This window comes from Vibrio sp. 10N.222.54.E6, assembly GCF_041473955.1.
In the GTDB taxonomy this organism is placed as follows: domain Bacteria; phylum Pseudomonadota; class Gammaproteobacteria; order Enterobacterales; family Vibrionaceae; genus Vibrio; species Vibrio tasmaniensis_A.
Window position 1 is genome coordinate 16673 of the sequence record NZ_JBFRTD010000008.1, and the last position, 23836, is coordinate 40508.

The 23836-nt window shown below is 45.2% G+C and carries 21 protein-coding genes; 8 read left to right on the plus strand and 13 right to left on the minus strand.

Features of this window, described 5'->3' with window-relative positions; genetic code table 11:
* Positions 1-23: 23 nt before the first annotated feature.
* Entirely contained in the window at positions 24-1262 is a 1239-nt protein-coding gene (locus AB4513_RS02970; protein ID WP_004734317.1) for a uracil-xanthine permease family protein, read from the plus strand.
* Between the two features lie 160 nt (positions 1263-1422).
* Here AB4513_RS02970 and upp read toward each other — a convergent pair whose 3' ends face one another.
* Positions 1423-2049, minus strand: a complete 627-nt coding sequence (upp, locus tag AB4513_RS02975) for a uracil phosphoribosyltransferase (RefSeq protein WP_009847387.1) — start codon at positions 2047-2049, stop codon at positions 1423-1425.
* A 169-nt stretch (positions 2050-2218) separates the two neighbouring features.
* Here upp and purM point away from each other — a divergent pair, with 169 nt between their 5' ends.
* Together purM and purN are read left to right on the plus strand one after the other, a co-directional pair.
* The gene (purM, locus tag AB4513_RS02980; RefSeq protein ID WP_008222945.1) at positions 2219-3259 is read left to right on the plus strand and encodes a phosphoribosylformylglycinamidine cyclo-ligase; all 1041 of its coding nucleotides are present in this window, start codon (positions 2219-2221) and stop codon (positions 3257-3259) included.
* 120 nt (positions 3260-3379) lie between these two features.
* Positions 3380-4066 (plus strand): phosphoribosylglycinamide formyltransferase, encoded by a 687-nt coding sequence (gene purN / locus AB4513_RS02985; RefSeq protein WP_086027545.1) that lies wholly within the window; start codon positions 3380-3382, stop codon positions 4064-4066.
* Between the two features lie 135 nt (positions 4067-4201).
* Here purN and AB4513_RS02990 read toward each other — a convergent pair whose 3' ends face one another.
* Complete coding sequence (locus AB4513_RS02990) at positions 4202-5047, minus strand: class II glutamine amidotransferase (protein ID WP_009847389.1); 846 nt, start codon at positions 5045-5047, stop codon at positions 4202-4204.
* Between the two features lie 67 nt (positions 5048-5114).
* The gene (lpcA, locus tag AB4513_RS02995) at positions 5115-5690 is read right to left on the minus strand and encodes a D-sedoheptulose 7-phosphate isomerase (protein ID WP_009847390.1); all 576 of its coding nucleotides are present in this window, start codon (positions 5688-5690) and stop codon (positions 5115-5117) included.
* A 328-nt stretch (positions 5691-6018) separates the two neighbouring features.
* Here lpcA and fadE point away from each other — a divergent pair, with 328 nt between their 5' ends.
* Complete coding sequence (fadE, locus tag AB4513_RS03000) at positions 6019-8484, plus strand: acyl-CoA dehydrogenase FadE (protein ID WP_009847391.1); 2466 nt, start codon at positions 6019-6021, stop codon at positions 8482-8484.
* 190 nt (positions 8485-8674) lie between these two features.
* On the opposite strand, the gene AB4513_RS03005 is transcribed toward fadE, so the two are convergent.
* Positions 8675-9922: a TIGR03503 family protein gene (locus AB4513_RS03005; protein ID WP_009847392.1), complete on the minus strand. Its 1248-nt coding sequence runs from the start codon at positions 9920-9922 to the stop codon at positions 8675-8677.
* Between the two features lie 9 nt (positions 9923-9931).
* Positions 9932-10699 (minus strand): DNA polymerase III subunit epsilon, encoded by a 768-nt coding sequence (dnaQ, locus tag AB4513_RS03010; RefSeq protein ID WP_009847393.1) that lies wholly within the window; start codon positions 10697-10699, stop codon positions 9932-9934.
* A gap of 56 nt (positions 10700-10755) precedes the next feature.
* Between dnaQ and rnhA the strand changes: the two genes are divergently transcribed.
* The gene (gene rnhA, locus AB4513_RS03015; RefSeq protein WP_009847394.1) at positions 10756-11220 is read left to right on the plus strand and encodes a ribonuclease HI; all 465 of its coding nucleotides are present in this window, start codon (positions 10756-10758) and stop codon (positions 11218-11220) included.
* A gap of 56 nt (positions 11221-11276) precedes the next feature.
* Here rnhA and AB4513_RS03020 read toward each other — a convergent pair whose 3' ends face one another.
* Positions 11277-12062: a class I SAM-dependent methyltransferase gene (locus tag AB4513_RS03020; protein ID WP_009847395.1), complete on the minus strand. Its 786-nt coding sequence runs from the start codon at positions 12060-12062 to the stop codon at positions 11277-11279.
* Positions 12063-12115: 53 nt separating this feature from the next.
* Between AB4513_RS03020 and gloB the strand changes: the two genes are divergently transcribed.
* The 3 genes from gloB to AB4513_RS03035 all read left to right on the plus strand — a co-directional run bounded on the left by gloB (position 12116) and on the right by AB4513_RS03035 (position 15199).
* Positions 12116-12874, plus strand: a complete 759-nt coding sequence (gene gloB / locus AB4513_RS03025) for a hydroxyacylglutathione hydrolase (protein ID WP_009847396.1) — start codon at positions 12116-12118, stop codon at positions 12872-12874.
* A 70-nt stretch (positions 12875-12944) separates the two neighbouring features.
* On the plus strand, positions 12945-14516 hold the full coding sequence (locus AB4513_RS03030; RefSeq protein ID WP_009847397.1) for a LysM peptidoglycan-binding domain-containing protein: 1572 nt from the start codon (positions 12945-12947) through the stop codon (positions 14514-14516).
* On the plus strand, positions 14513-15199 hold the full coding sequence (locus tag AB4513_RS03035; RefSeq protein WP_009847398.1) for a YIP1 family protein: 687 nt from the start codon (positions 14513-14515) through the stop codon (positions 15197-15199). Before AB4513_RS03030 ends, AB4513_RS03035 begins: the two co-directional genes overlap by 4 nt.
* Positions 15200-15345: 146 nt before the next feature.
* Here the strand turns inward: AB4513_RS03035 and AB4513_RS03040 are convergent, their stop codons facing one another.
* The 7 genes from AB4513_RS03040 to rnhB all read right to left on the minus strand — a co-directional run bounded on the left by AB4513_RS03040 (position 15346) and on the right by rnhB (position 23815).
* On the minus strand, positions 15346-16188 hold the full coding sequence (locus AB4513_RS03040) for an endonuclease/exonuclease/phosphatase family protein (RefSeq protein WP_009847399.1): 843 nt from the start codon (positions 16186-16188) through the stop codon (positions 15346-15348).
* A 61-nt stretch (positions 16189-16249) separates the two neighbouring features.
* Entirely contained in the window at positions 16250-16588 is a 339-nt protein-coding gene (gene glnB, locus AB4513_RS03045) for a nitrogen regulatory protein P-II (protein ID WP_017063373.1), read from the minus strand.
* Positions 16589-16718: 130 nt separating this feature from the next.
* Positions 16719-17042 (minus strand): cytochrome c, encoded by a 324-nt coding sequence (locus AB4513_RS03050; RefSeq protein ID WP_012604592.1) that lies wholly within the window; start codon positions 17040-17042, stop codon positions 16719-16721.
* A 46-nt stretch (positions 17043-17088) separates the two neighbouring features.
* Entirely contained in the window at positions 17089-18435 is a 1347-nt protein-coding gene (gene tilS, locus AB4513_RS03055; RefSeq protein WP_009847402.1) for a tRNA lysidine(34) synthetase TilS, read from the minus strand.
* A gap of 131 nt (positions 18436-18566) precedes the next feature.
* Positions 18567-19526, minus strand: coding sequence for an acetyl-CoA carboxylase carboxyl transferase subunit alpha (gene accA / locus AB4513_RS03060; protein ID WP_009847403.1), 960 nt, complete (start codon positions 19524-19526; stop codon positions 18567-18569).
* Between the two features lie 45 nt (positions 19527-19571).
* Positions 19572-23051, minus strand: a complete 3480-nt coding sequence (dnaE, locus tag AB4513_RS03065; RefSeq protein WP_009847404.1) for a DNA polymerase III subunit alpha — start codon at positions 23049-23051, stop codon at positions 19572-19574.
* A gap of 143 nt (positions 23052-23194) precedes the next feature.
* Positions 23195-23815 (minus strand): ribonuclease HII, encoded by a 621-nt coding sequence (rnhB, locus tag AB4513_RS03070; protein WP_009847405.1) that lies wholly within the window; start codon positions 23813-23815, stop codon positions 23195-23197.
* Positions 23816-23836: the final 21 nt, after the last annotated feature.

Consider the following 23836-nt stretch of genomic DNA (forward strand, 5'->3'; position numbering starts at 1 on the left):
ACGACCATTTTTAAGGACATAACATGAAAAATGCTCTGCAAGGTGCGCAAATGCTATTTGTCGCTTTTGGTGCACTTGTACTGGTGCCCCTGCTGACAGGCCTTGATCCCAACGTAGCGCTCTTTGGTGCAGGTATCGGTACCCTTTTATTCCAACTTATTACACGCCGTTCAGTACCTATTTTCCTTGCGTCTTCTTTTGCATTCATCGCACCTATCATGTTTGGCATTCAAACTTGGGGTGTAGGTGCAACTATGGGCGGCCTTATGGCGGCAGGTGTTGTGTATGTATTAATGGGTGCCTTAATTAAGGTACGTGGTGTAGCCTTTATCCACAAACTGCTTCCCCCAGTCGTAGTTGGCCCTGTAATCATGGTGATCGGCTTAGGTCTTGCTCCTGTTGCGGTAAACATGGCGCTAGGTAAAACAGGCGATGGTGCGGTTCAGCTTATCGATGCAGACGCAGCGTTATGGATTTCTTCTATCTCATTACTGGTAACGATTGTCATCAGTGTTTTCTCGAAAGGCTTTCTTAAGCTGCTGCCGATCTTCGGCGGTATTGTGGCTGGTTATGTAACGAGCTTAGTATACGGTGTCGTTGATTTTACCCCTGTCGCTCAGGCCGCTTGGTTAGCTCTACCTAACTTCACAGCGCCAGAGTTCAACATCAACGCTATCTTCTTTATGGTATTTGTAGCAATTGCACCTGCTGTTGAACACGTAGGCGACATGCTTGCTATTTCGAATGTAACCGGTAAAGACTACCTTAAAAAGCCAGGTTTACACCGCACAATAACTGGTGACGGCGTGGCAACGATTGCAGCTTCTATGTTGGGCGCTCCACCAAATACAACCTACAGTGAAGTAACGGGGGCTGTAATGCTGACCAAAGCATTCAACCCAGTGATCATGACTTGGGCTGCAGTAACAGCGATTGTTCTAGCATTAGTAGGTAAGCTAGGCGCTCTATTACAAACAATCCCAGTTCCTGTGATGGGCGGCATCATGATTCTACTGTTTGGTTCAATCGCAACGGTAGGCTTGAATACTCTAATTCAGAACAAAGTTGACCTACACAAATCACGCAACCTTGTGATTGTCGGCATTACTTTGGTCTTCGGTATTGGCGGCATGGCATTTGGCATCGGCGACTTTAGCCTGCAAGGCGTAAGCTTATGCGGTATCGTTGCTATTCTACTGAACCTAGTCCTTCCTGAAGAGCTAGGCGACAACACCGTAGTAGACAAAGCCCAAATCGACTAACTGCAAGTCAACAAACTGTAGAGGCTTGTGATCCTCAATTAAGAGCATCACAAGCTAGCAAGATCAAAAAAGGGAGAGCATCGAATGCTCTCCCTTTTTATTAATACGGCTAATTCAGCGAGTTAAGAAACGGTTTAGCGTAACTTAAGCTGAAACCGAATTACTTAGTACCGAAGATCTTATCACCAGCATCGCCAAGACCAGGAACAATGTAGCCCTTGTCGTTTAGCTTCTCATCGATTGCAGCAGTGTAAAGCTCAACATCTGGGTGCGCTTTTTCTAGTGCAGCGATACCTTCAGGGGCAGCAACAAGTACCAGTACTTTAAATACTTTACAGCCTTGCTCTTTTAGAAGGTCAAGAGTTGCAATCATAGAACCGCCAGTTGCTAACATTGGATCAACCACTAGAGCAATACGCTCATCAATGTTAGATGCTAGCTTGTTGAAGTATGGTACAGGCTCTAATGTTTCTTCGTCACGGTAGATACCCACGACACTGATTCGAGCACTTGGCATATGCTCTAAAACACCATCCATCATGCCTAGACCTGCACGTAGGATTGGCACTACTGTTACCTTTTTACCTTTAATTTGGTCAACTTCTACTGGGCCGTTCCAACCATCAATAGTTACACGTTCAGTTTCAAAGTCTGATGTCGCTTCGTATGTTAGAAGGCTACCCACTTCTGTCGCTAGCTCACGAAAACGCTTAGTACTAATGTCACCTTCACGCATCAGGCCAATTTTATGTTTTACTAGCGGGTGTTTCACTTCAACAACTTTCATTTCCAACTCCGGCAATATTTAAACAAACCTGTAGATTATACACGAACTGTGGGGTTATTTCAGAATCTTTATTCTAATAAAAAAAACCGCGCAAACGTTTGCTCTTCGTAATCAAGCCCTGTTAGAATAGCGCCGTTTTCACATCCAACTTAAGTTCGAGGACTATCCCGTGAGTGGTAATACTTCTTCTCTAAGCTACAAAGACGCTGGTGTTGATATCGACGCAGGTAATGCACTAGTAGACCGTATTAAAGGTGCTGTTAAACGCACTCGTCGCCCTGAAGTAATGGGCGGTATTGGTGGCTTTGGCGCCCTATGTGAACTTCCAACGAAATACAAAGAGCCGGTACTTGTTTCAGGTACTGATGGTGTTGGTACTAAACTTCGCCTTGCTTTGGATCTGAAAAAACACGACACCATTGGTATCGACCTAGTGGCAATGTGTGTGAACGACTTAATCGTTCAAGGTGGTGAGCCGCTATTCTTCCTAGACTACTACGCAACAGGTAAGCTAGATGTAGATACAGCAGCAGATGTTGTTTCTGGTATTGCTGAAGGCTGTGTTCAAGCAGGTTGTGCACTCATCGGCGGTGAAACTGCTGAAATGCCAGGTATGTACGAAGGCGACGACTACGATGTAGCCGGCTTCTGTGTTGGTGTTGTAGAAAAAGCTGACATCATCGACGGTACTAAAGTAGCTGCAGGCGACGCACTTATCGCTGTTGGCTCAAGTGGTCCACACTCAAATGGTTACTCTTTGATTCGTAAAGTTCTAGAAGTTTCTGGTGCTGATAAGAGTGAAGAGCTAGAAGGTCGCACTATCGGTGAACACCTACTAGAACCGACTAAGATTTACATCAAATCGGCACTTAAGATGATTGCAGAGCATGACATTCATGCTATCTCGCACATCACAGGTGGTGGTTTCTGGGAAAACATCCCACGCGTACTTCCTGAAGGTACTAAAGCAGTGATTGATGGCAAGAGCTGGGAATGGCCTGCTATCTTCAACTGGCTACAAGAGAAAGGTAACGTGGAGACATTTGAAATGTACCGCACTTTCAACTGTGGTGTAGGCCTAGTTGTTGCTCTACCTAAAGATCAAGCAGACGCTGCGGTTGAACTGCTGAAAGCCGAAGGCGAAAACGCTTGGGTTATCGGTGAGATCGCAAACGCTGAAGCTGGCGAAGAGCAAGTTGAAATCAAATAAGTGATACGCTCACTTACTTAGTTAATCAATGAGGACCTTATGGTCCTCATTTTGCTATTTGGCCCACAGAAAACCTTAGTTTATGTAGGTACATTGTAAACAGTTCAGTTAATCAATCGCATGACCCACTCTATGAAAAACAGCCATTCTATGAATAACAGTCACTCTAAGAAAAACATCGTCGTTTTAGTTTCAGGAAGCGGAAGTAACTTGCAAGCAATTTTGGACGCCTGTGATAGCAATATGATTGATGCTTCAGTTAAAGCTGTCTTCTCAAACAAAGCAGAGGCTTTTGGTCTAGAGAGAGCAAAATCAGCAGGTGTTGACGCACATTCTGTGAACCCAAAAAACTATGGTTCACGTGAAGAGTTCGATCATGAATTGATGATTCAGATCGATGCTTACCAACCCGATTTAATCGTACTTGCGGGATACATGCGTATCTTGAGTTCAGAATTTGTTCGTCACTATGCCGGTAAAATGGTCAACATCCACCCTTCCCTGTTACCTAAATACCCGGGCCTACACACCCACCAGCGTGCCATTGATGCACAAGACAAAGAGCACGGTACAAGCGTCCACTTTGTTACCGAAGAACTTGATGGTGGCCCTGTAATCTTGCAAGCCAAGGTGCCGGTATTTGAAGATGATGATGCTGACATGTTAGCAAGCCGAGTACTGACTCAAGAGCACTGTATTTACCCGATGGTTTGTAAATGGTTTGCTGAAGATCGTTTATCGATGGTAAACGGGAGGGCTGTCTTAGACGGTGAAACATTAGGTACACACGGTTACGCAGAAGAGTAATTAATAAGGTTGTTCTCCCAGAGTAAATCACGGAAGAATAAGCCTTAAAAAACAGAAAACAAAAAGGCCGCTCACTGACTTATTAGTACAGTAAGCGGCCTTTTTTAATCAGGACAAATAATAGTATCGACTAGATTAGCTCAATGGTTCAGTAGGCGCTTGGCTTGCCACCTTCTTCGGAGCATAAGCGACATCTTCCAACGCTTGGTGGTTGTTGCCAATTAACTCTCCAAAATGAAACAGCGCGTATTCACCCGGCTTCATTCTAAACCACTCTTCATTGTCTGTTAGAGGCTGAGTTGCGACGACGGTTACCACATCATTAGGCGTGGTCTCTTCTTGGAAGTTAATCTCAACATCTTCATCAATCAGGCTCGCGTTACCAAAAGGAGCTCGTCTTGTTATCCAGTATAAATGGTTCGTACAGTAGTTCATCACGTACTCACCGTCACTGAGCAACATATTGAAAACACCTTTCTCTCGTAACTGGTCACAGCACTCAGCGACAAAGCGAAACATACCTTCCATATCTTGAGGAGGTTCAGGAAAACGGTCTTCAAGTTGTTTCAACAACCAGCAGAAAGAGAGTTCGCTGTCCGTCTCACCGACAGGTCTGAATCGACCACTAATCAGATCATCATAATCCGTTAGTTGACCATTGTGAGCAAAGGTCCAGTATCGTCCCCAAAGCTCACGAGTGAAAGGGTGAGTATTTTCTAGATTAACGCCACCGCGGTTAGCTTGACGGATATGACTGACAACAGCTTGGCTCTTAATTGGGTAGTTTTGAACCAGCTCAGCGATCTTTGATTCACAACTAGGATTAGGGTCTTTAAATGTACGAAAACCCTTCCCCTCATAGAAAGTAATACCCCAGCCATCACGATGTGGACCAGTGTTGCCTCCACGCTGCATAAGGCCAGTAAAGCTAAAACAAATATCAGTAGGCACATTCGCGCTCATACCGAGCAATTCACACATGGTTTAATCTACTCCCTATTTAAACCAATGGAGCCACAAACCTAGGCTCCAAATGTCTGTAAAACTATTATTCCATTTCTTTTTCAACAAGCTGAATCACAATGTGGATGATCTTAATGTGAATCTCTTGGATGCGATCAGCGTAGCCAAAGTGTGGGACTCGGATTTCGATATCAGCACAACCTGCCATTTTACCGCCATCTTTACCGGTCAGCGCAATGGTTTTCATCCCTTTAGCTTGAGCAGCTTCAATCGCTTTTAGGATGTTGCCAGAGTTACCTGAAGTCGACAAACCAAACAACACATCGCCTTTACGACCCACGGCTTCTACATAACGAGAAAATACGTGGTCGTAACCAAAGTCGTTACTCACGCAAGACAGGTGACTCGGATCTGAAATCGCAATACCAGCAAAACCTGGACGATTTTCACGGTATCGGCCTGTTAGCTCTTCCGCGAAATGCATTGCATCACAGTGTGAACCACCGTTACCACAAGAAAGCACTTTGCCTTCTTGCTTGAATGAATCTGCAATCATTTTTGCAGCAGCTTCAATTTGAGCAATGTTATGGTCATCACTCAAGAACTTGTTCAGAACGTCAGCAGCTTCGTTCAATTCACTTTTGATTAGGTCTTGGTACATTTGGCTTATCTCTTATGTTTTTTGACGCAACTTAAAGTGCGTGAAATGAGAATTGAGGGTTTTCCCCTCTTTATAACTGAGTTTACCCACAAACATGAAATAGTGTCGACACTTAAGCCCAAAGATTGCCACCTTTATTAACCTCTCATTGCCGATCCGTCCAAATATTCACCACCAACCTCTCACAATTAGAACTTTAACTCTATTGAGATCACTTTTTATTCACTTTGGAGTTTTACAAATATTTAATATTTTGTTTACACTTGACTGGTTAGACCTCTTACCTAAACTTAATAACAATAAGTGATCTCTGAAAAGGAAATCGATCATGAACATATTGCTCTCCCTACTCGGCATGTCAGCCATCTTAGGCGTCTGTCTTTACCATAGAGTTAGTCTGGTCCGTGCGTTAATTGTGTTAACTGGCGCAATGGTCGCATTAACCCTGTTTGGCAGCGTGGCAGTCACTGGCTGGCTTTGTTATCTATTGGCCATTGCAATCTTTGCTGTACCAGCAATTCGCCAGACCCTCATTAGCCAAAAAGCACTTTCTTTGTTTAAGAAGGTTCTACCAGCAATGTCTCAGACGGAAAAAGAGGCATTGGAAGCAGGCACAGTATGGTGGGAAGCAGAGCTGTTCAAAGGCAAGCCTGAGTGGAAGAAGCTTCAAAACATTGCGGATCCGAAACTTTCTGAGGCGGAACAAGCGTTTTTAGATGGCCCAGTCAATACAGTGTGTGAAATGGTCAATGATTACCAAGTAACACATGAGCTTGCTGATTTACCACCAGAAGTTTGGCAGTACCTAAAAGACCATAAATTCTTCGCCATGATCATCAAGAAAAAATACGGCGGTTTAGAATTCTCAGCTTACGCTCAGTCGTTAGTTCTACAGAAGCTAACGGGTGTTTCGAGCGTATTATCATCGACGGTTGGCGTACCTAACTCACTAGGTCCTGGTGAGCTATTGCAGCACTACGGCACAGAAGATCAAAGAAACCATTACCTGCCACGCCTAGCTGAAGGTAAAGAGATCCCTTGTTTCGCACTGACCAGTCCAGAAGCAGGCTCAGACGCAGGCTCTATCCCAGATTATGGTGTGGTATGTAAGGGTGAATGGCAAGGTGAAGAAGTATTGGGCATGCGCCTAACTTGGAACAAACGTTACATCACTCTAGCGCCTGTCGCGACCGTTTTAGGCTTAGCCTTTAAACTGAGAGACCCAGAAGGTCTGCTTGGTGACAAACAAGATCTTGGCATCACCTGTGCCCTTATCCCTACCGATTTAAAAGGCGTAGAGATTGGTAACCGCCACTTCCCACTCAACGTGCCTTTCCAAAATGGTCCGACTCAAGGTGATGACATCTTCGTGCCTATCGATTTCATCATCGGCGGCCAAAAAATGGCAGGACAAGGCTGGCGTATGTTGGTTGAATGCCTGTCGGTTGGTCGTGGTATCACACTGCCTTCAAACTCAACCGGTGGTATTAAATCTGCAGCATTAGCAACTGGTGCTTACGCTCGTATTCGTCGTCAATTCAAACAACCCATTGGTCGCATGGAAGGGGTTGAAGAGCCACTGGCACGTCTAGCTGGTAATGCTTATGTAATGGATGCAGCAAGCAACCTAACGGTTGCGGGTATCGATCTTGGTGAAAAGCCTTCGGTTATCTCAGCAATCGTGAAGTACCACTGTACTCACCGTGGCCAACGCAGCATCATCGATGCGATGGATATCGTCGGCGGTAAAGGCATTTGCTTAGGCCCATCGAACTTCCTCGCTCGTGGTTACCAAGGCTCACCAATTGCGATTACGGTTGAAGGCGCAAACATCCTGACTCGTTCAATGATCATCTATGGTCAAGGCGCGATTCGCTGCCACCCTTATGTTCTGAACGAAATGGAAGCGGCTTATTCGGAAAGCAGCGATGCACTTGATAAGTTTGATTCAGCATTAGCAGGACACGTTAGCTTTACTATGAGTAACCTAGTCCGCAGCTTGTGGTTTGGTTTAACCGACGGTCGTGGTTCAGACGCTCCAACACCATCCAATAAAACGGATAAGCAGACACAGCGTTACTACCAACAGCTGAACCGCTACAGTGCTAACCTAGCGCTACTGTCTGACATTTCAATGGCTGTATTAGGCGGTTCACTGAAACGCAGAGAGCGCCTATCAGCAAGACTGGGGGATATCCTGAGTCAACTCTACCTAGGTTCAGCAACACTTAAGCGCTTTGAAAGCGAAGGTAGCCATGCTGAAGATCTCCCATTAGTCCATTGGGGTATGCAAGACAGCTTGCGTCAAACTGAAGTCGCGATTGATGAGTTCTTGGCGAACTTCCCTAACCCTGTGATTGGTCAACTACTTCGCGTTGTGTTAATGCCATTTGGCCGTATCCGTCGTGCACCAAACGACAAGTTGGATAGCCAAGTCGCGCAAATCCTACAAACACCAAGTGAAACACGCTCTCGTATCGGCCGTGGCCAATACTTGGAAGCAACGGAATACAACCCTGTAGGCAAGATTGAAAAAGCGCTAGAAGTGATTCTTCAAGCTGAACCTCTGTTCGATAAGGTTTGTAAAGAAACACATCAAAAACGTGCTTTCTTACGACTCGACCTTGTCGCTCAGCTGGGACTTGAGAAAGGTATCTTAACGCAAGAAGAAGCAAATCTTCTGATTAGCGCTGAGGAACATAGACTGTACACAATTAACGTTGATGACTTCTCACCAGAGGAGCTTGCAGCAAAGACTCAGTACCCAGAACAATCGATTGATAACGTCGCTTAAGGTCAGAGACAGAAACAAAAACGGGACTCCTATGAGTCCCGTTTTTTTATTCATCACTTCATTGTCACAAATTTTAATGCTTACTATCTCGAGGCTTGCTCTATCTAAATTTAGTCTCTCGAGGTTTGTTGTCCCGAGGTTTACTCACTCAAGACAACAACCTCAAGACAACTCTAGGAATGCAGACTAGTTACTTAGGTGCCTTGAGCTGCATCTCGGGTAACGCTCTCTTCTTCGCTGTGATTTTACGTATTACAAACCAAATCAGTAAGCCCAATAAAATCGCAGCCACATTACCTACCGCTATAATCATTATGCTGCGCTGCCTGTCATCTTCTCTTTTTTGAAGAATCATTAATTTTTCAGCAATACGTTTCTGCTCAGCAAGAGCTTCCTCTTGAAGACGTCGAGATTCTGCTAGGTCTATCTCTTGAACAACGCTGTACGACTGCTCGGTAATCGGGAAGATCAGTGGACGCTGGCTTGACGCATCGGTGGCATAAACCATCCCCGACCAAGTGTAAATTCCCAAATCATCATTATAAGGCAACGTTAAAGACACTTTCATCGCATCAGCTTCGGCTTGGCCTTGCTTATACATCACATACCCATCAGGGGCTTTATACTCAACGTGAGCTGCTAACGAGCTCGGTGCAATCATACCTGGCTCGCCAGAAGCCACTACAGTATGAGATAAACCTTCTTTGCGAGACTGAATGAAGGTGGTTGTGATTGGCGTTGGGTAGACCAAGACTTCTTGCTCTTGTGCTCGCAGGAACACACCATTACCAGAAGTAATTCGAGCTCGATATTTACCAGGCTCAATGTCCATTGGTAACGACACGGTGAACACACCATCTCCAGCTTTTTCGTCAAGATCAACGCCATCATCGGCAAATTCCCCCATGACAACCGGAATTGGCCGCGCTTCTCTCACTAAGGACTCTTCGTTTTCGACGAACTTAGTGAATGTTACTTTAAGCTTCACACGGTCAAGAAAATCACGCAGCACAAGCGGCTTGCCATCGGATGTCAAACGAGCGGTAAATTTAATGTGTTCAGTTTGGTACAATTTGTCTGGAAATTCATTGGCGTCTAAAACCAGATGAGATAAAAGTTTGATATTATTTTTAGGTGAGACTTTACCTACCGCTTGCCAAGGACCCGGCATCGGATTGTCGATAGAGATAATATCCATTGACGATTCTTGGTACCAACGGACATTATCAGCATGACGCAAAGCGTGATACTTCTTGCCATCAGGACGAACCAAGACGACGGGTTTAGAATTATCGGCTCGATAGATCACAAAAGTAACTTGCTCGATACTGGGATCAACTCGAAAGCGATTATCCAATAAACTCATTACAGATTCTGTTGCTGCGTGTAAGCCAAAGCTCAACAGCAATAAACAACCGGTAGCCAATGCCCTTAACATACTTTCTCCCTACTGACGCCAGAGGCAGCTTCCGCTTTTCTCGACGAGGTCTAAACGACTTTGATGCGCTTCTACTTCATCGGCCGTAGCTCGCAAAACCTTTAGGGATTTTCGACCACTTTCTGCTCTTCGTATGCTTTCGCCTTCGCCTTCTTGTTGGCCAGCGTTAAATTGCAGCGAAGTTTGCCCACCTGTCATCAATAAGTAGACGTCAGCTAGAATCTCCGCATCGAGCAATGCGCCGTGAAGAGTACGGTGTGAGTTATCAATACCATAACGGTCACATAAGATATCTAGATTGTTTCTTTTCCCTGGGAATATCTTCTTCGCCATCGCCAAGGTATCGGTAACTTTGCAGTAGTCATCCGTTTTACCTATAGCAGGGTTAAGTTTCTCAAACTCATAGTCCATAAAGCCCGTATCGAAGGGCGCGTTATGAGCCACCAGCTCCGCACCTTTAATAAAGTCGAGAAACTCTTTATGTATGTCTTGGTATTCTGGTTTATCAATCAAGAATTCATCGGTAATACCGTGAACGCCAATTGCCTCTTCTTGAATCGCACGATCGGGCTTGATATAGACGTGAAAGTGACGCCCAGTCAGCCTACGGTTGATGATCTCTACTGCACCAATTTCAACGATGCGATGTCCCATATAGTGGGGGCCACCCTCTGTATTCATACCGGTGGTTTCGGTATCGAGTACAACGATGCGTTTGTTTTCATTCGAACTGTTTTTTTCGTTCGTGCTTTGTTCTGGAGTGCTACTGGTATTCATAAGGATAACTGTGTCAGACTATGCCGATAATGTGCTTGAGGTAATAGTATCAAATCATGACGAAACAAGTTGAAATTTTCACTGATGGTTCTTGTTTAGGCAACCCAGGTCCTGGCGGCTACGGCATTGTACTTCGCTACAAAAAAGTAGAGAAGACGTTAGCCGAAGGTTTCACCTTAACCACCAATAACCGCATGGAAATGCTCGCCGCTGTTGTGGCTCTCCAAGCCCTCAAAGAGCCTTGCTCTGTCATTCTGACCACAGATAGCCAATACGTGCGTCAAGGTATCACCCAGTGGATTCACAACTGGAAAAAGCGCGATTGGAAAACAGCCGATAAAAAGCCCGTTAAAAACGCAGACCTGTGGCAAAGACTCGACAAAGAGACGGCGCGCCATAGCGTTGATTGGCGCTGGGTTAAGGGGCACGCGGGGCACCGAGAAAATGAAATGTGTGATGATTTAGCTCGAAGTGCAGCTGAAAACCCGACCCAAGAAGATACGGGCTATCAGCCAAGCTGATCATTTTCTTAAAGGAAATGTCAGTATCTAAAACAGATATAGCAATGGAAAGCCGACTATGAGTCGGCTTTTTCTGCTTTTAACGGATACGAAGTTTTAGCGGAGTCCAAGGTGCGACGCGTATTGGTTCTAAAACTGGCTCCTACAGGAGAGAAGCGTCGCTTAAGGTGCCAATGTGGCTTGATAGGCTTAAGTGGATAAGTACGTTTACGAGCAACAATAAAGTATTGGCTACCAGCGAACGATGCACAGCTGCCTAAGCTGTTCTCCAACCACGTCCACATCGCTTGGTATTTACTCATCGGGAACAACGCGTAGGTGTCACAATGAATCACTTCATAATTAAGTACGCCTAGCCAATCTTTAATTCGGTTTGGCGTGTACATACGTCCACTCCATGGCAAGCTGTTCTTTCGCCAAGGCATCAAACTGGCAAGCCCAGTCACACTAAAAGGGTTAAAGCCGGTGATAATAATATAGCCATCGTCCATCATTACTCGGTCGACTTCCCTCAATAGCCGGTGTGGGTCGTTGCTATAATCTAACTGATGACTCAGCACCACAACATCAAAGCTTTTCTCTAAAAAGGGTAAATTATAACCATCTGCTATCACATTATGTAATGGGTTCTGGATATCTAGGTTTACTTGATGTTGAATGTTGCATGTGCAGCTAGAAATCTCACTGCTGAGGCCACCAAGTTTGAGCATATGGTAACCAAATAGTTTTGGGCACCACTCATCAAGTCGAGTTTGAATAGATTCTCTCAACCAGTCCCCATTGTGCAATTGTGCCCAAGTATAAGGACGCTCAAACTTCTTTCTGCTACGTGCTGGCTTCATCAATAATCTGTCTCACTTATTCTGTCTCACTAAAAGTGACTGGAGAACCAATAATGTTACATATCAAAAGCATACCTGCATTTAACGACAATTACATCTGGCTGATTCAAAATAGCGATCGCCGTTGTGCTGTCGTCGACCCTGGTGATGCAGCTCCAGTATTAGAGTACTTAGCACACCATGAGCTAACTTTAGATGCAATCTTGATTACGCACCACCACCACGATCACATTGGTGGCGTGCCAGAGCTGGTAAGACAATTCCCTGGCGTGGATGTCGTTGGCCCCAAAAATGAACCTATCCCGACCTTAACGCATCCCGTTGATGACGGTGACCAATTAGAGCTGTTTGGCGAAGTATTCCTCGTGCTAGGGCTCAGTGGGCACACCGCTGGGCACATTGGTTATGTGGGTGATGCCAAACTGTTTTGTGGCGATGTACTGTTTTCAGCTGGTTGTGGGCGAATCATGGAAGGCACACCACAGCAGATGTTTGATGCATTGAACAAGATCACAGCACTCCCACAAGAAACCGAGGTTTACTGTGCTCATGAATACACGGCAGCCAATATCGCTTTTGCACTGGCTGTTGAGCCTGACAACCAACATTTGCAACAATACCGCGACCAAGTGAATCGGCTTCGAGCCCAAAATAAGTCGACCATCCCCACAAATTTAAGACAAGAAAAGTTTGTTAACCCCTTCTTACGCTACACAGAACCAAGTGTAGTGAAATCAGTATCTAATCGTACTGAGCAGACCGATCCTTTATCGGTTTTTACCGCTTTACGTGCGTGGAAGAACGAATTTTAACAAATACAGGCTTGTCACTCATAGGGAGTGGCAAGTATTATCATCGGCCGTTTATTAAAAAGGCTGTAACATGCGAGTTAAGTACAGCTGGGCTTTGGTACTACTACTTTCTGGTTGCCAATTAACTCAGTCAGAGAATCCAGACCAAGCTTCCGAGCAAACCAACACCTCCCCTACTAAAGAAGTTTCTCAAGCGAACGTTTCATCGGGAGCGATCCAAGAACAACCAAAAGTTGAAACACCCGTCGTTACTCCACAAACACAGCAAGATGTTTGGAAACGTATTGCGATGCAACTTGAAATGGAAGTGCCGGACCAAAAGAAAGTCGACTACTACCGCACTTGGTACCTCAAGCACCCTGGTCATCTAAAAACTGTATCAAAACGCGCTGAACCTTTCCTTTACTTGATCACAACTAAGATTGAAGAAAGAGACTTGCCTTTAGAGCTGGCCCTGTTGCCCGTCGTTGAAAGCTCGTTTGATGCATTTGCTTATTCTCATGGTAGCGCTGCTGGACTATGGCAGTTCATTTCGGGTACTGGCAAAGCTTACGGACTAGAACAAAACTTCTGGTACGATGGCCGCCGTGACGTAGCCGCTTCAACCGACGCTGCATTGGATTTCTTAACCGACCTGAACAAACGTTTTGATGGGAACTGGCAACACGCAATCGCTGCCTACAACAGTGGCGGTGGTCGTGTGAACAGCGCAATCCGTAAGAACAAGAAGCTGGGTAAGCCAATCGACTTCTTCTCTCTAGACTTACCAAAAGAGACCAGCAGCTATGTACCTAAGCTACTTGCACTGGCCGACGTGATTGCCAACCAAGAAAAGTATGGCATCGATATCCCTACGATCCCGAACAAGGCAGTACTGACTCTGGTTAACCCAAATGAACAACTTGATTTAGCCATTGCCGCAAGCTACGCCGACATTCCTGTCAAAGAGCTGCAAGGCTACAACCCGGCTTATAACCAGTGGGCAACGGCACCAGAGAAACACCAACAATTATTGCTTCCTCTAAGCTCTGTTGAGAAGTTCAACAAAGAAGTGGCAGCCAATAAAGGCAAAGGCATGAAGTTGGTGCGCTATAAAGTGCAATCTGGCGATAGCATCAGCGTACTGGCGAGTAAATACAACACCACCAGCAAAGTGATCCGCTCTGCAAACGGTTTGAGCAACAATAATATTCGTGTTGGTCAGCACCTATTTATTCCAACATCAACCAAAGACGATAAGACATACGCACTAAGCGCTTCAAATCGCCTAGCAAGCACACAGTCAAAGAGTCGTGGTCAATATAAGCTTAGCCATACCGTAAAAAGTGGTGATAGCCTATGGACGATTGCGCGCGCAAATAAGGTATCTCACCAATCACTGGCTAAGTGGAATGGCATGGGACCACGTGATACTCTTAGAATTGGTCAAGAACTGGTCATTTGGAAGAATAGTTCAGACGGTGCCATCATCCGAACTGTCTTTTATAACGTAAGATCAGGTGACACAGTCAGCGGTATTGCATCAAAGTTCAAAGTAAAAAGCGCAGATGTTGTAAAATGGAACGCTTTGCAGAACAAGAAATACCTACAGCCAGGACAAAAACTGAAGCTGTATGTTGATGTAACTAAGGTAAGTGTATGAACCCGTCAAGTAACCCACTCGTCATGCTGTTGGATATATTCCGTTCACCAACAGCGTGTTTCTTAGCGCTTTATCAACGAAGTGCTTGGGGATGGCAACCCTACGTCGTATTAATGCTCAGCCCATTCTTATTTTGGGGAGCCTATTTTTCGAATGTAGATTTTGCATGGTTAAGCGCTGAGTTGTCACAGCAACTGGCTCAAACAAACCCTGACCAATTGGCGTTACTTGACAGTAATACTCTACTCGCGAGTGAAATCATCAGTGATGTATTCGGCCGTACGTTAACCATCATTCTGTTGGCATTTTGGTTTAACTTAGCAACAAAGCCAAGCCAACACCAACATAGCTTTTGGCGATGGTTTGCAGCCGCATCGGTAGTGATATTCCCTGCCGTTCTAGGCGATGTAGCAAGCTACGCAAGCCTGATACTCAAGCACGGGCATGTGATGAGCTACGCGGCCGACTTGAACAGCTTAAACGGCTTAATCAAGTTGCCACTAACCAATGATTGGTCGCAATTTGCCAGCTCATTACCACTCTTGTTGCCTTGGTACATTGTATTGGGTTATGCAGCAGTATTAACTTGGACGGAGTTTGAGCGTGGTCAGGCACTGGTCATCTCTGGTTTGCCATGGGTTGGCTATTACCTAATCTGGGCTCTCTACATTTTAATCTTTTAAGCTGAATAGATAAAAACAAGGCTAGCGAAAATTCACTAGCCTATTTATTCCCCTGCTTATTACCCAAAGTAACCACAGTGTGAATGGTGAATAGCTAAGATCCAATGACTAATAGGCTAATAGGCTAATAGGCTAGATAGCTTCTTCTATTTAGCCTTAAAGGTCACTCGCATAGGGTTATGATCAGAGGCGTCCGTAATGGGCGCCTTTGCTTTGTCTACTTCTAACCCTCGATAGAACACATGATCGAGCACCAACCCTGTCATAAACTGTGTACGGTTATCTGGTTCAAAAGCAACTTCCGTCAAACCTACCTGTTCCAACGCATCTTTCAATACAGCAAAGCGAGCTTCACTCCAACTGTTAAAATCCCCAGCAAAAATAACAGGCCCACGATACTTTTGGAGATTGTCGGTTAAGCTCTTGAGCTGAGCCTCATAATCTTCCGTACCAAAGGTAAAGTTCACCGCATGGATATTAATCACAGCCAGTTCTTCGCCATTACTTAGCAGATAGCGAGACCAAAGTGCAGATTTAGGTAATTGAAGCCAAGGTTCTTCATGAGTATAAGCACAAGCTTCAATCGGTAGATGCGTCGCTAGGTTGAGTACGCCTGCACTTTGTTCAAAAGCTTCAAATGCATTCACTCGAGTACTTCCCCATTGACCACTCGTTACCCATTGGCGAAGCCCTTCTGTCATACTCGCTTCTTGCAGCAAAACTAAATCGCTACCGGCTGACAGCTGATTTAACTCACTTTGCCAATTATTTCGGTTTTGCTTATAGATATTCCACACGGTAATGTCTAGGCCATCAGACACATCAATCGCTTTCGGGGCTGAGTTTTGGTAGCAGCTGTAGATATCGTTGCTAGTATTTTGAGAAGAAGTGATCAAATTGGGTTTATTCGGGATCACGAAGATAATATGAAAGCTAACAACAGCAAGCGTTATCAATAGCGTGATAACAATGATGGTTTTCTTAAACATACAGCACCCTACCAGAAATGAAAAAGGAGCGATAAACGCTCCTTTTAAGGTAATAGTTTTTTTATACGGCGTCTTCGTCTTCTTCGCCAGTACGAATACGTACCACACGTTCAACTTCAGTAATGAAGATCTTACCGTCACCAATTTTACCTGTTTGAGCCGTTTCGATAATGGTATCAACACATTGGTCAGCCACTTCGTCGGTCACAACAATTTCCAATTTCACTTTAGGTAAAAAATCGACCATGTACTCTGCGCCACGGTATAGCTCAGTATGACCTTTTTGACGTCCAAAGCCTTTAACTTCAGATACTGTCATACCCGTAATACCCACTTCTGCAAGTGCTTCACGTACATCATCAAGTTTGAATGGCTTGATAATGGCTTCAATCTTTTTCATGTTCATCCCTTAAACTGTGCGAATAGCTCATTATCGGTTAGCTATAGTAAACATTCAATGAAAAAAGCCAGAGCATTAAAGCTCTGGCTCGAAATTTATCATCTTGTTTAATCAGCGCTTTAAGAAGATTTTACTTAAGGCTTGAGTAGTAAGCAGCTAGATTAGCAATATCTTCATCACTCAGCATTGAAGCCTGAGCCTGCATTACAGCCGCCAAACCGCCGGTGCGCTGGCCGTTCTTATATGCCTTAATTGATGAAGCGATGTATTGCTCGTTTTGGCCTTTAAGATTTGGATATCCTGGGATCATTGCGATACCGTCTGCGCCATGACAAGCCGCACAGATTGCCGCTTTAGCTTGACCCGCAGCAACATCACCCGCCAGAGCGTTACCACTCAATAGTCCAAATCCAAGAACTAATCCTAGTGTAATTTTCTTCATTGCATATTCCATTAATTATTTTTATTAAAGTGACGGTGAATTGTGACACAAACTTTTTCTACTTGCTCCAAAGCGCTTCACAATCTTGACCTTCGTAGTTTTTATCTACGAATAGGCCTAAAACAGCGATCACTCGATCGCCATCCATTAATATCGGCGTTCTACGTCTTAACCAGCTGGGTACTTGGTATTCCTGAAAAAGCTTCTTGAGTTTTCGACTATGACCACGACCAACTGGGTGAGCCGACACTCCTTCAGGGTTAAAGATCACTCGTAAGGTTCCGTTGGCTTTAGTAAGGGAAAAACGTTGTACATCTCGGTTATGAGATGCACTACCACTCGACACCGCTTTTAAATGGATCTCACCTAAACCATCAGGCAATAATAAATTCTCATCAATCAAGATTTCACTTTTCCAGCTCGACAAATCTTTGGTGTCTTGTACCAAATAGAGCTGATTATTAAAGCGCCTAATCTCAACATCATTCAACACCAGCTTAGGATTGGCATCTGCCTGAGCACAAGCCACTTCATCCCAAATAAGTTTTAGCTGCTTTTGGCTTGGCATCGGTTGATTGCAATGGCTGAGCCACATTCTGATCAAACGTGCTCGTAACAAATCAGAATGCTGAGATAACGAATCAATGCTTAAGCTCTGGCTCTTACTGTTACAGCCTCCCAAAGCTTGTTGTAAGTGAGACTCAAGCAGTTCGTCGAGTAGCGACTCTTGTTCTGCACATAATTGAGCACTGCGACAGACCGATTCTCGAAAGCTAGGCCAGCGCTCTGTCAACGTCGGAGTGACTTGATGACGAATGAAATTTCGATCAAAGCGCAGATCCTGATTACTCTCATCTTCGACCCAAGTTAACCCCATATCGTGAGCCGACGCTTCGATGTCTAATCGAGTCACAGACAGCAGAGGTCTCACAATAAACGCTTCGCCAAACGACATCACTTTCGCCATTGAAGAGAGTCCTTTCGGACCACTGCCACGTTTTAATGCCAGCAAGAAAGTTTCAAGTTGGTCATCAATATGTTGGCCTGTAATTAGAACATCACCAAAACTAAGGTGCTTCTGAAGCGAATCATAACGAGCATCTCGAGCCAGCTTTTCAACACTTTCTCCGCTGTTAATATCTAGAGATACTCGCTCGATGGCTAAAGGAACCGACGACGCATCACACCATGTTTGGCATTGCTCAGCCCAAAGATCAGCATTCTTACTGAGACCGTGATGAACGTGCACCGCACAGCACTCAATGTGATGGGACTTAGCGTATTTCGCGGCCAATTCCAATAACACTCGAGAATCGACACCACCACTGAAAGCAACGACTAACCGACGAGGTTTGAGATCGCTTTGTTGAAATGCAGAGGTAAAAGTTTCGATTAAGTGAGTCATGGGGTTAAGTGAGCCGTGTGTACTAATGAGAAAGGAGAATGTTTTAATAATAAAAAAGGGTTGGCACTGAGTCCAACCCTTTCATCAACTTGTTACGGAAAGCAGGTCTTATACCTTGCTAAGGTCCCTTATCAGCAGTAACCGTAGCTCATTAGACGCTGGTAACGACGCTCTAGAAGTGCTTCGTTGTCAAATTGCTCTAGCTCTTCTAACTGCTTAACTAACATGTCTTTCATGTTCTGAGCTGTCTGTATTGGATCGCGGTGCGCGCCACCTAGAGGCTCAGGGATGATTTCATCGATAAGCTCAAGCTCTTTAAGGCGAGGAGCTACTAGGCCCATCGCTTCAGCAGCTTGTGGTGCTTTATCTGAATCACGCCATAAGATTGAAGCACAACCTTCTGGAGAGATTACTGAGTATGTAGAGTACTGAAGCATGTTCACGTAATCACCAACACCAATCGCTAGTGCACCACCAGAACCGCCTTCACCTACAACGTTACAGATAACTGGAACTGAAAGGCCGGCCATCACTTTTAGGTTCTTAGCGATAGCTTCAGATTGACCACGCTCTTCTGCACCAACACCTGGGTATGCACCCGCTGTGTCGATGAAAGTAATGATTGGCATATTGAAACGCTCAGCCGTTTCCATTAGGCGAAGTGCCTTACGGTAACCTTCTGGCTTTGGCATACCAAAGTTACGGATCACTTTCTCTTTAGTCTCACGACCTTTCTGGTGACCAATAACCATAACAGGACGACCATTTAGACGAGCCATACCACCCACTATTGCTTTGTCGTCAGCGTAAGCGCGATCGCCCGCCATCTCTTCAAACTCTGTGAAGGCATGCTCCAGGTAATCTTTGGTGTAAGGACGTTGAGGGTGACGAGCAAGTTGAGCTACCTGCCATGCACCTAAGTCACTAAAGATTTTCTGTTTAAGCTCTAAGCTTTTTTTCTCTAGTTGTTCAATTTCTTTGTCTAGATCTACCGCTGTGTCACCACCGTGACGCGAAACGTCACGTAGCGCTTCGATTTTTGCTTCAAGTTCAGCGATAGGCTTTTCAAATTCTAGAAAGTTCAGGCTCATCTATGAATCCTTGTTGATTCAGCTCCGCAGTTACGGAGCTAAATTTTAGTTAAATTCGAGTTCTACTTGGCTATTTCCAAGCAGCTGTTTTAATTCGTCTAGTAATGTATCACTTGGCGTCACACGCCATTCTGTGCCCAATGTTAACCGCGCTCTAGCGTCGGCACGTTGGTAGTATACATTGACTGGGACCGTTCCGGCTCTATAAGGTTCTAAGATTTGACCAAAGCGTTCAAAAAATTGACCGTTAATTTGGGATTGCTCGATAGATATCGACACCCCACGAGCATATTTCTCACGGGCGCTTCCTAAGTCCATGACCTCGCGCGCGGACATTTTAAGCCCACCATTGAAATCATCAAAGCTGACCTGTCCAGAAACAACCACAATTTTGTCTTTTTCGAGCAATTCTGCGTAGCGATCGAGCGCATCAGAGAACAACATCACTTCCATCCGACCCGATCGGTCATCAAGAGTCATCAAACCGATTCGAGTACCGCGCTTCGTGGTCATGACCCTAGCCGCAATGACCAAACCTGCAATCGTTAAGGATTGGTCACGACGAGTCGGCGTCGCATCTTTCAAACGACAGCTGGTGTATTTCGCAAGTTCTTTAATGTAAGCATTCACCGGGTGACCCGTTAAATACAAACCAAGCGTTTCGCGTTCACCTTCTAGCCAAACCTTTTCAGGCCATTTAGGCACTTGGGTATACTTGTGTTCAACCTCTTCCGGAGCGTCGGTCAACACACCAAACATATCAGATTGACCGAACGACTCAGCATGGTGATGTTGGCTTGCTGCCTTAACCGCATCTTTCAAAGATGCCATCATCGCCGCTCGGTGAGGACCTAATCTATCTAAGGCTCCGGATAGAATCAACTTTTCGATAACACGTTTGTTGACCTTCTTCAGATCAAGACGTGCACAGAAGTCGAATAAGTCTTTAAAGTAACCACCTTTGTTACGCGCTTCGATGATGGCTTCAATTGGGCCTTCACCCACCCCTTTAATCGCACCGATGCCATAAACAATTGCGCCATCTTCATCCACATTAAAGCGGTATAGGCCCGAGTTGATGTCAGGTGGAAGGAGCTTGAGCTTCATACGGAAACACTCATCGACAAGGCCAATAACCTTCTCGGTGTTATCCATATCCGCGGTCATTACTGCCGCCATGAATTCCGCAGGGTAGTGTGTTTTCAACCACAGTGTTTGATAAGAAACCAGTGCGTATGCAGCCGAGTGAGATTTGTTAAAGCCGTAGCCCGCAAACTTCTCTACCAAGTCAAAGATCTTCATGGACAGTTCGCCATCAACACCATTGGCTTCAGCACCTTCTTTGAAGGTACCGCGCTGTTTTGCCATCTCTTCAGGCTTTTTCTTACCCATCGCACGACGCAGCATATCGGCTCCACCAAGCGTATAACCCGCAAGAATCTGAGCGATTTGCATTACCTGTTCTTGATACAGGATGATGCCGTACGTAGGTTCTAGTGTCTCTTTAAGCGATTCGTGTTGCCACGTTTCATCAGGGTAAGAGACCGCCTCTCGTCCGTGTTTACGGTCGATGAAGTTATCTACCATGCCTGATTGCAGAGGGCCAGGACGGAACAAGGCCACCAATGCGATGATATCTTCAAAACAGTCGGGTTGCAGACGCTTGATCAGATCTTTCATACCACGCGATTCCAGTTGGAATACCGCGGTGGTTTCAGAATTTTGTAATAGGTTAAATGACGCTTGATCATCCAGAGGAATCGACTCGATACGAACCGGATCTTTCCCCTCTTTCGCTAAGCGAGGGTTTACTAGGCCTAATGCCCAGTCAATGATCGTCAGTGTACGCAGCCCCAAGAAGTCAAACTTAACCAAGCCAGCAGTTTCTACGTCATTCTTATCGAATTGCGTTACTGGGAAGTTACCTTCCGCATCGGCATAGATAGGTGCAAAGTCAGTAATCGTGGTCGGTGAGATTACAACACCACCCGCGTGCTTACCTGCGTTTCGCGTACAACCTTCTAGAATTCGACATTTATCAATCAGCTCACGAACTTCTTCATCACCATCATAAAGTTCAGGCAATGCAGGCTCTGCGAGGAATGCTTTCTCTAGCGTCATGCCCGGATCAGGCGGAACCAGCTTAGAAATTCGGTCAACAAAACCAAATGGGTGGCCTAATACACGGCCAACGTCACGGATTACCGCTTTTGCCGCCATAGTACCGAAGGTGATGATCTGAGAAACGGCATCACGGCCGTACATTTCAGCCACGTGATCAATAACTTGGTCACGCTTATCCATACAGAAGTCGATATCGAAATCGGGCATGGATACACGTTCTGGGTTCAAGAAACGTTCGAACAGCAAGTCATATTCAAGTGGATCAAGATCCGTGATATCAAGCGCGTAAGCCACCAAAGAACCAGCACCAGAACCACGACCCGGGCCTACTGGTACATCGTTATCTTTTGACCACTGGATGAACTCCATTACGATCAAGAAGTAACCTGGGAAACCCATGTTATTAACTACTTCTAGCTCGATTTTAAGTCGCTCATCGTATTCAGGCCTGCGTTCAGCTCTGACTTTTTCGTCAGGAAATAGGAATGCTAAACGTCGTTCAAGACCTTCTTCTGATTTTTTGATCAAGAAGTCTTCAATCGCCAAACCTTCCGTCGGGAAGTTCGGCAAGAAGTATTCGCCCAATCGAACGGTGACATTACAACGCTTAGCGATCTCAACACTGTTCTCTAATGCTTCAGGGATATCTGAGAACAACTCACACATCTCTTCTTCGCTACGGAGGTACTGTTGTGGACTGTAGTTTTTCGGTCGACGTGGATCAACCATGGTAAAGCCGTCGTGAATCGCCACACGGATTTCATGAGCGTCAAACAAGTCTTCAGAAATGAATACCACTTCGTTGGTCGCAACAACTGGCAGGTCTTCTTGCTCAGCCAATTCCAGCGCAAAGTGCAGATAAGACTCTTCGTCCGTACGTCCAGTTCGAATGAGCTCCAGATAAAAACGGTCTGCGAAATGTGTTTTGTAAAACTCAACGCTGCTTGCAACCAACTCTCTATTGCCTTTCAGCAACGCTTTACCAATCTCACCTTCTTTTGCACCCGATAAAAGAATCAGGCCTTCCGCATGTTCAATCAGCCACTCTTTATCAATAACAGGCTGATGCTGCACATGGCCACGAAGGTAAGCTTTTGATATTAATAACGTTAGGTTATTGTAGCCTTTATTACTCGTTGCAATAACGGTGAGTTTTGTCAATTCATCGCCAAAATCAGGAGACTGCATCAAGAAGTCAGCACCAATAATTGGTTTAACCCCACACCCATGAGCAGTACCGTAGAATTTCACCAAACCGCACAGGTTGGTAAAGTCGGTCAATGCTAGAGCAGGCATACCCATTTCAGCGACTTTTTTAACTAATGGTGGCACCTTGGATAGGCCATCCACCATCGAAAAGTCACTGTGTACGCGTAGGTGAACAAATTTTGGATCTGACATTATTTTTCCTGAGTTCTAGGTTTGAGCCTAGGATTACAACTGTGTGTATTCTATTTTTTTCTAGCGTCACTAAGCAACTTTATTCGATGCTAAGCTCTAGTTTACGTAAAGCTCTAATCTATATAGAGCTTATTCAATTCGCTCTAATCTATGCCAAGAATACGTTTTACTGGCTTAAAGCTTTTGCGGTAATGCTCGGTTACGCCATGTTTTTCAATCGCTTCAAAATGCGCTTTTGTCGGGTAACCTTTATGTTTAGCAAAACCAAACTCTGGATGAAGCTTATCAAGTTCTTCCATCTCTTGGTCACGAACCACTTTAGCGATGATAGACGCTGCGCTGATTTCAGCCACCCGTAAATCCCCTTTCACAATAGCCAGACCGGCCATCGGTAGCTCAGGGACTCGGTTTCCATCTATTAGCGCTATATCAGGTTGAACACTCAGCCCGGCAATAGCACGCTGCATAGCTACCATAGTCGCTTGTAAGATATTCAACTCATCAATTTCTTGTGGGGAACAACGCCCCACAGACCATGCCAAGGCTTTCTCTTTAATTTCAGGAAGCAGAGCAAGGCGCTTTTTCTCAGACAGTTTTTTTGAATCGTTCAAGCCTTCGATTGGGTTATTCGGATCGAGGATAACCGCGGCGGTAACTACATCACCAACTAACGGCCCACGCCCCACTTCATCAACACCAGCGAATAACTGGTAGCCTTGAGGATACTCAAAAGGAGGAAATTCTTTTTTCTCTTTTACTGCCATGACAATTCTCTTTGTAACTTT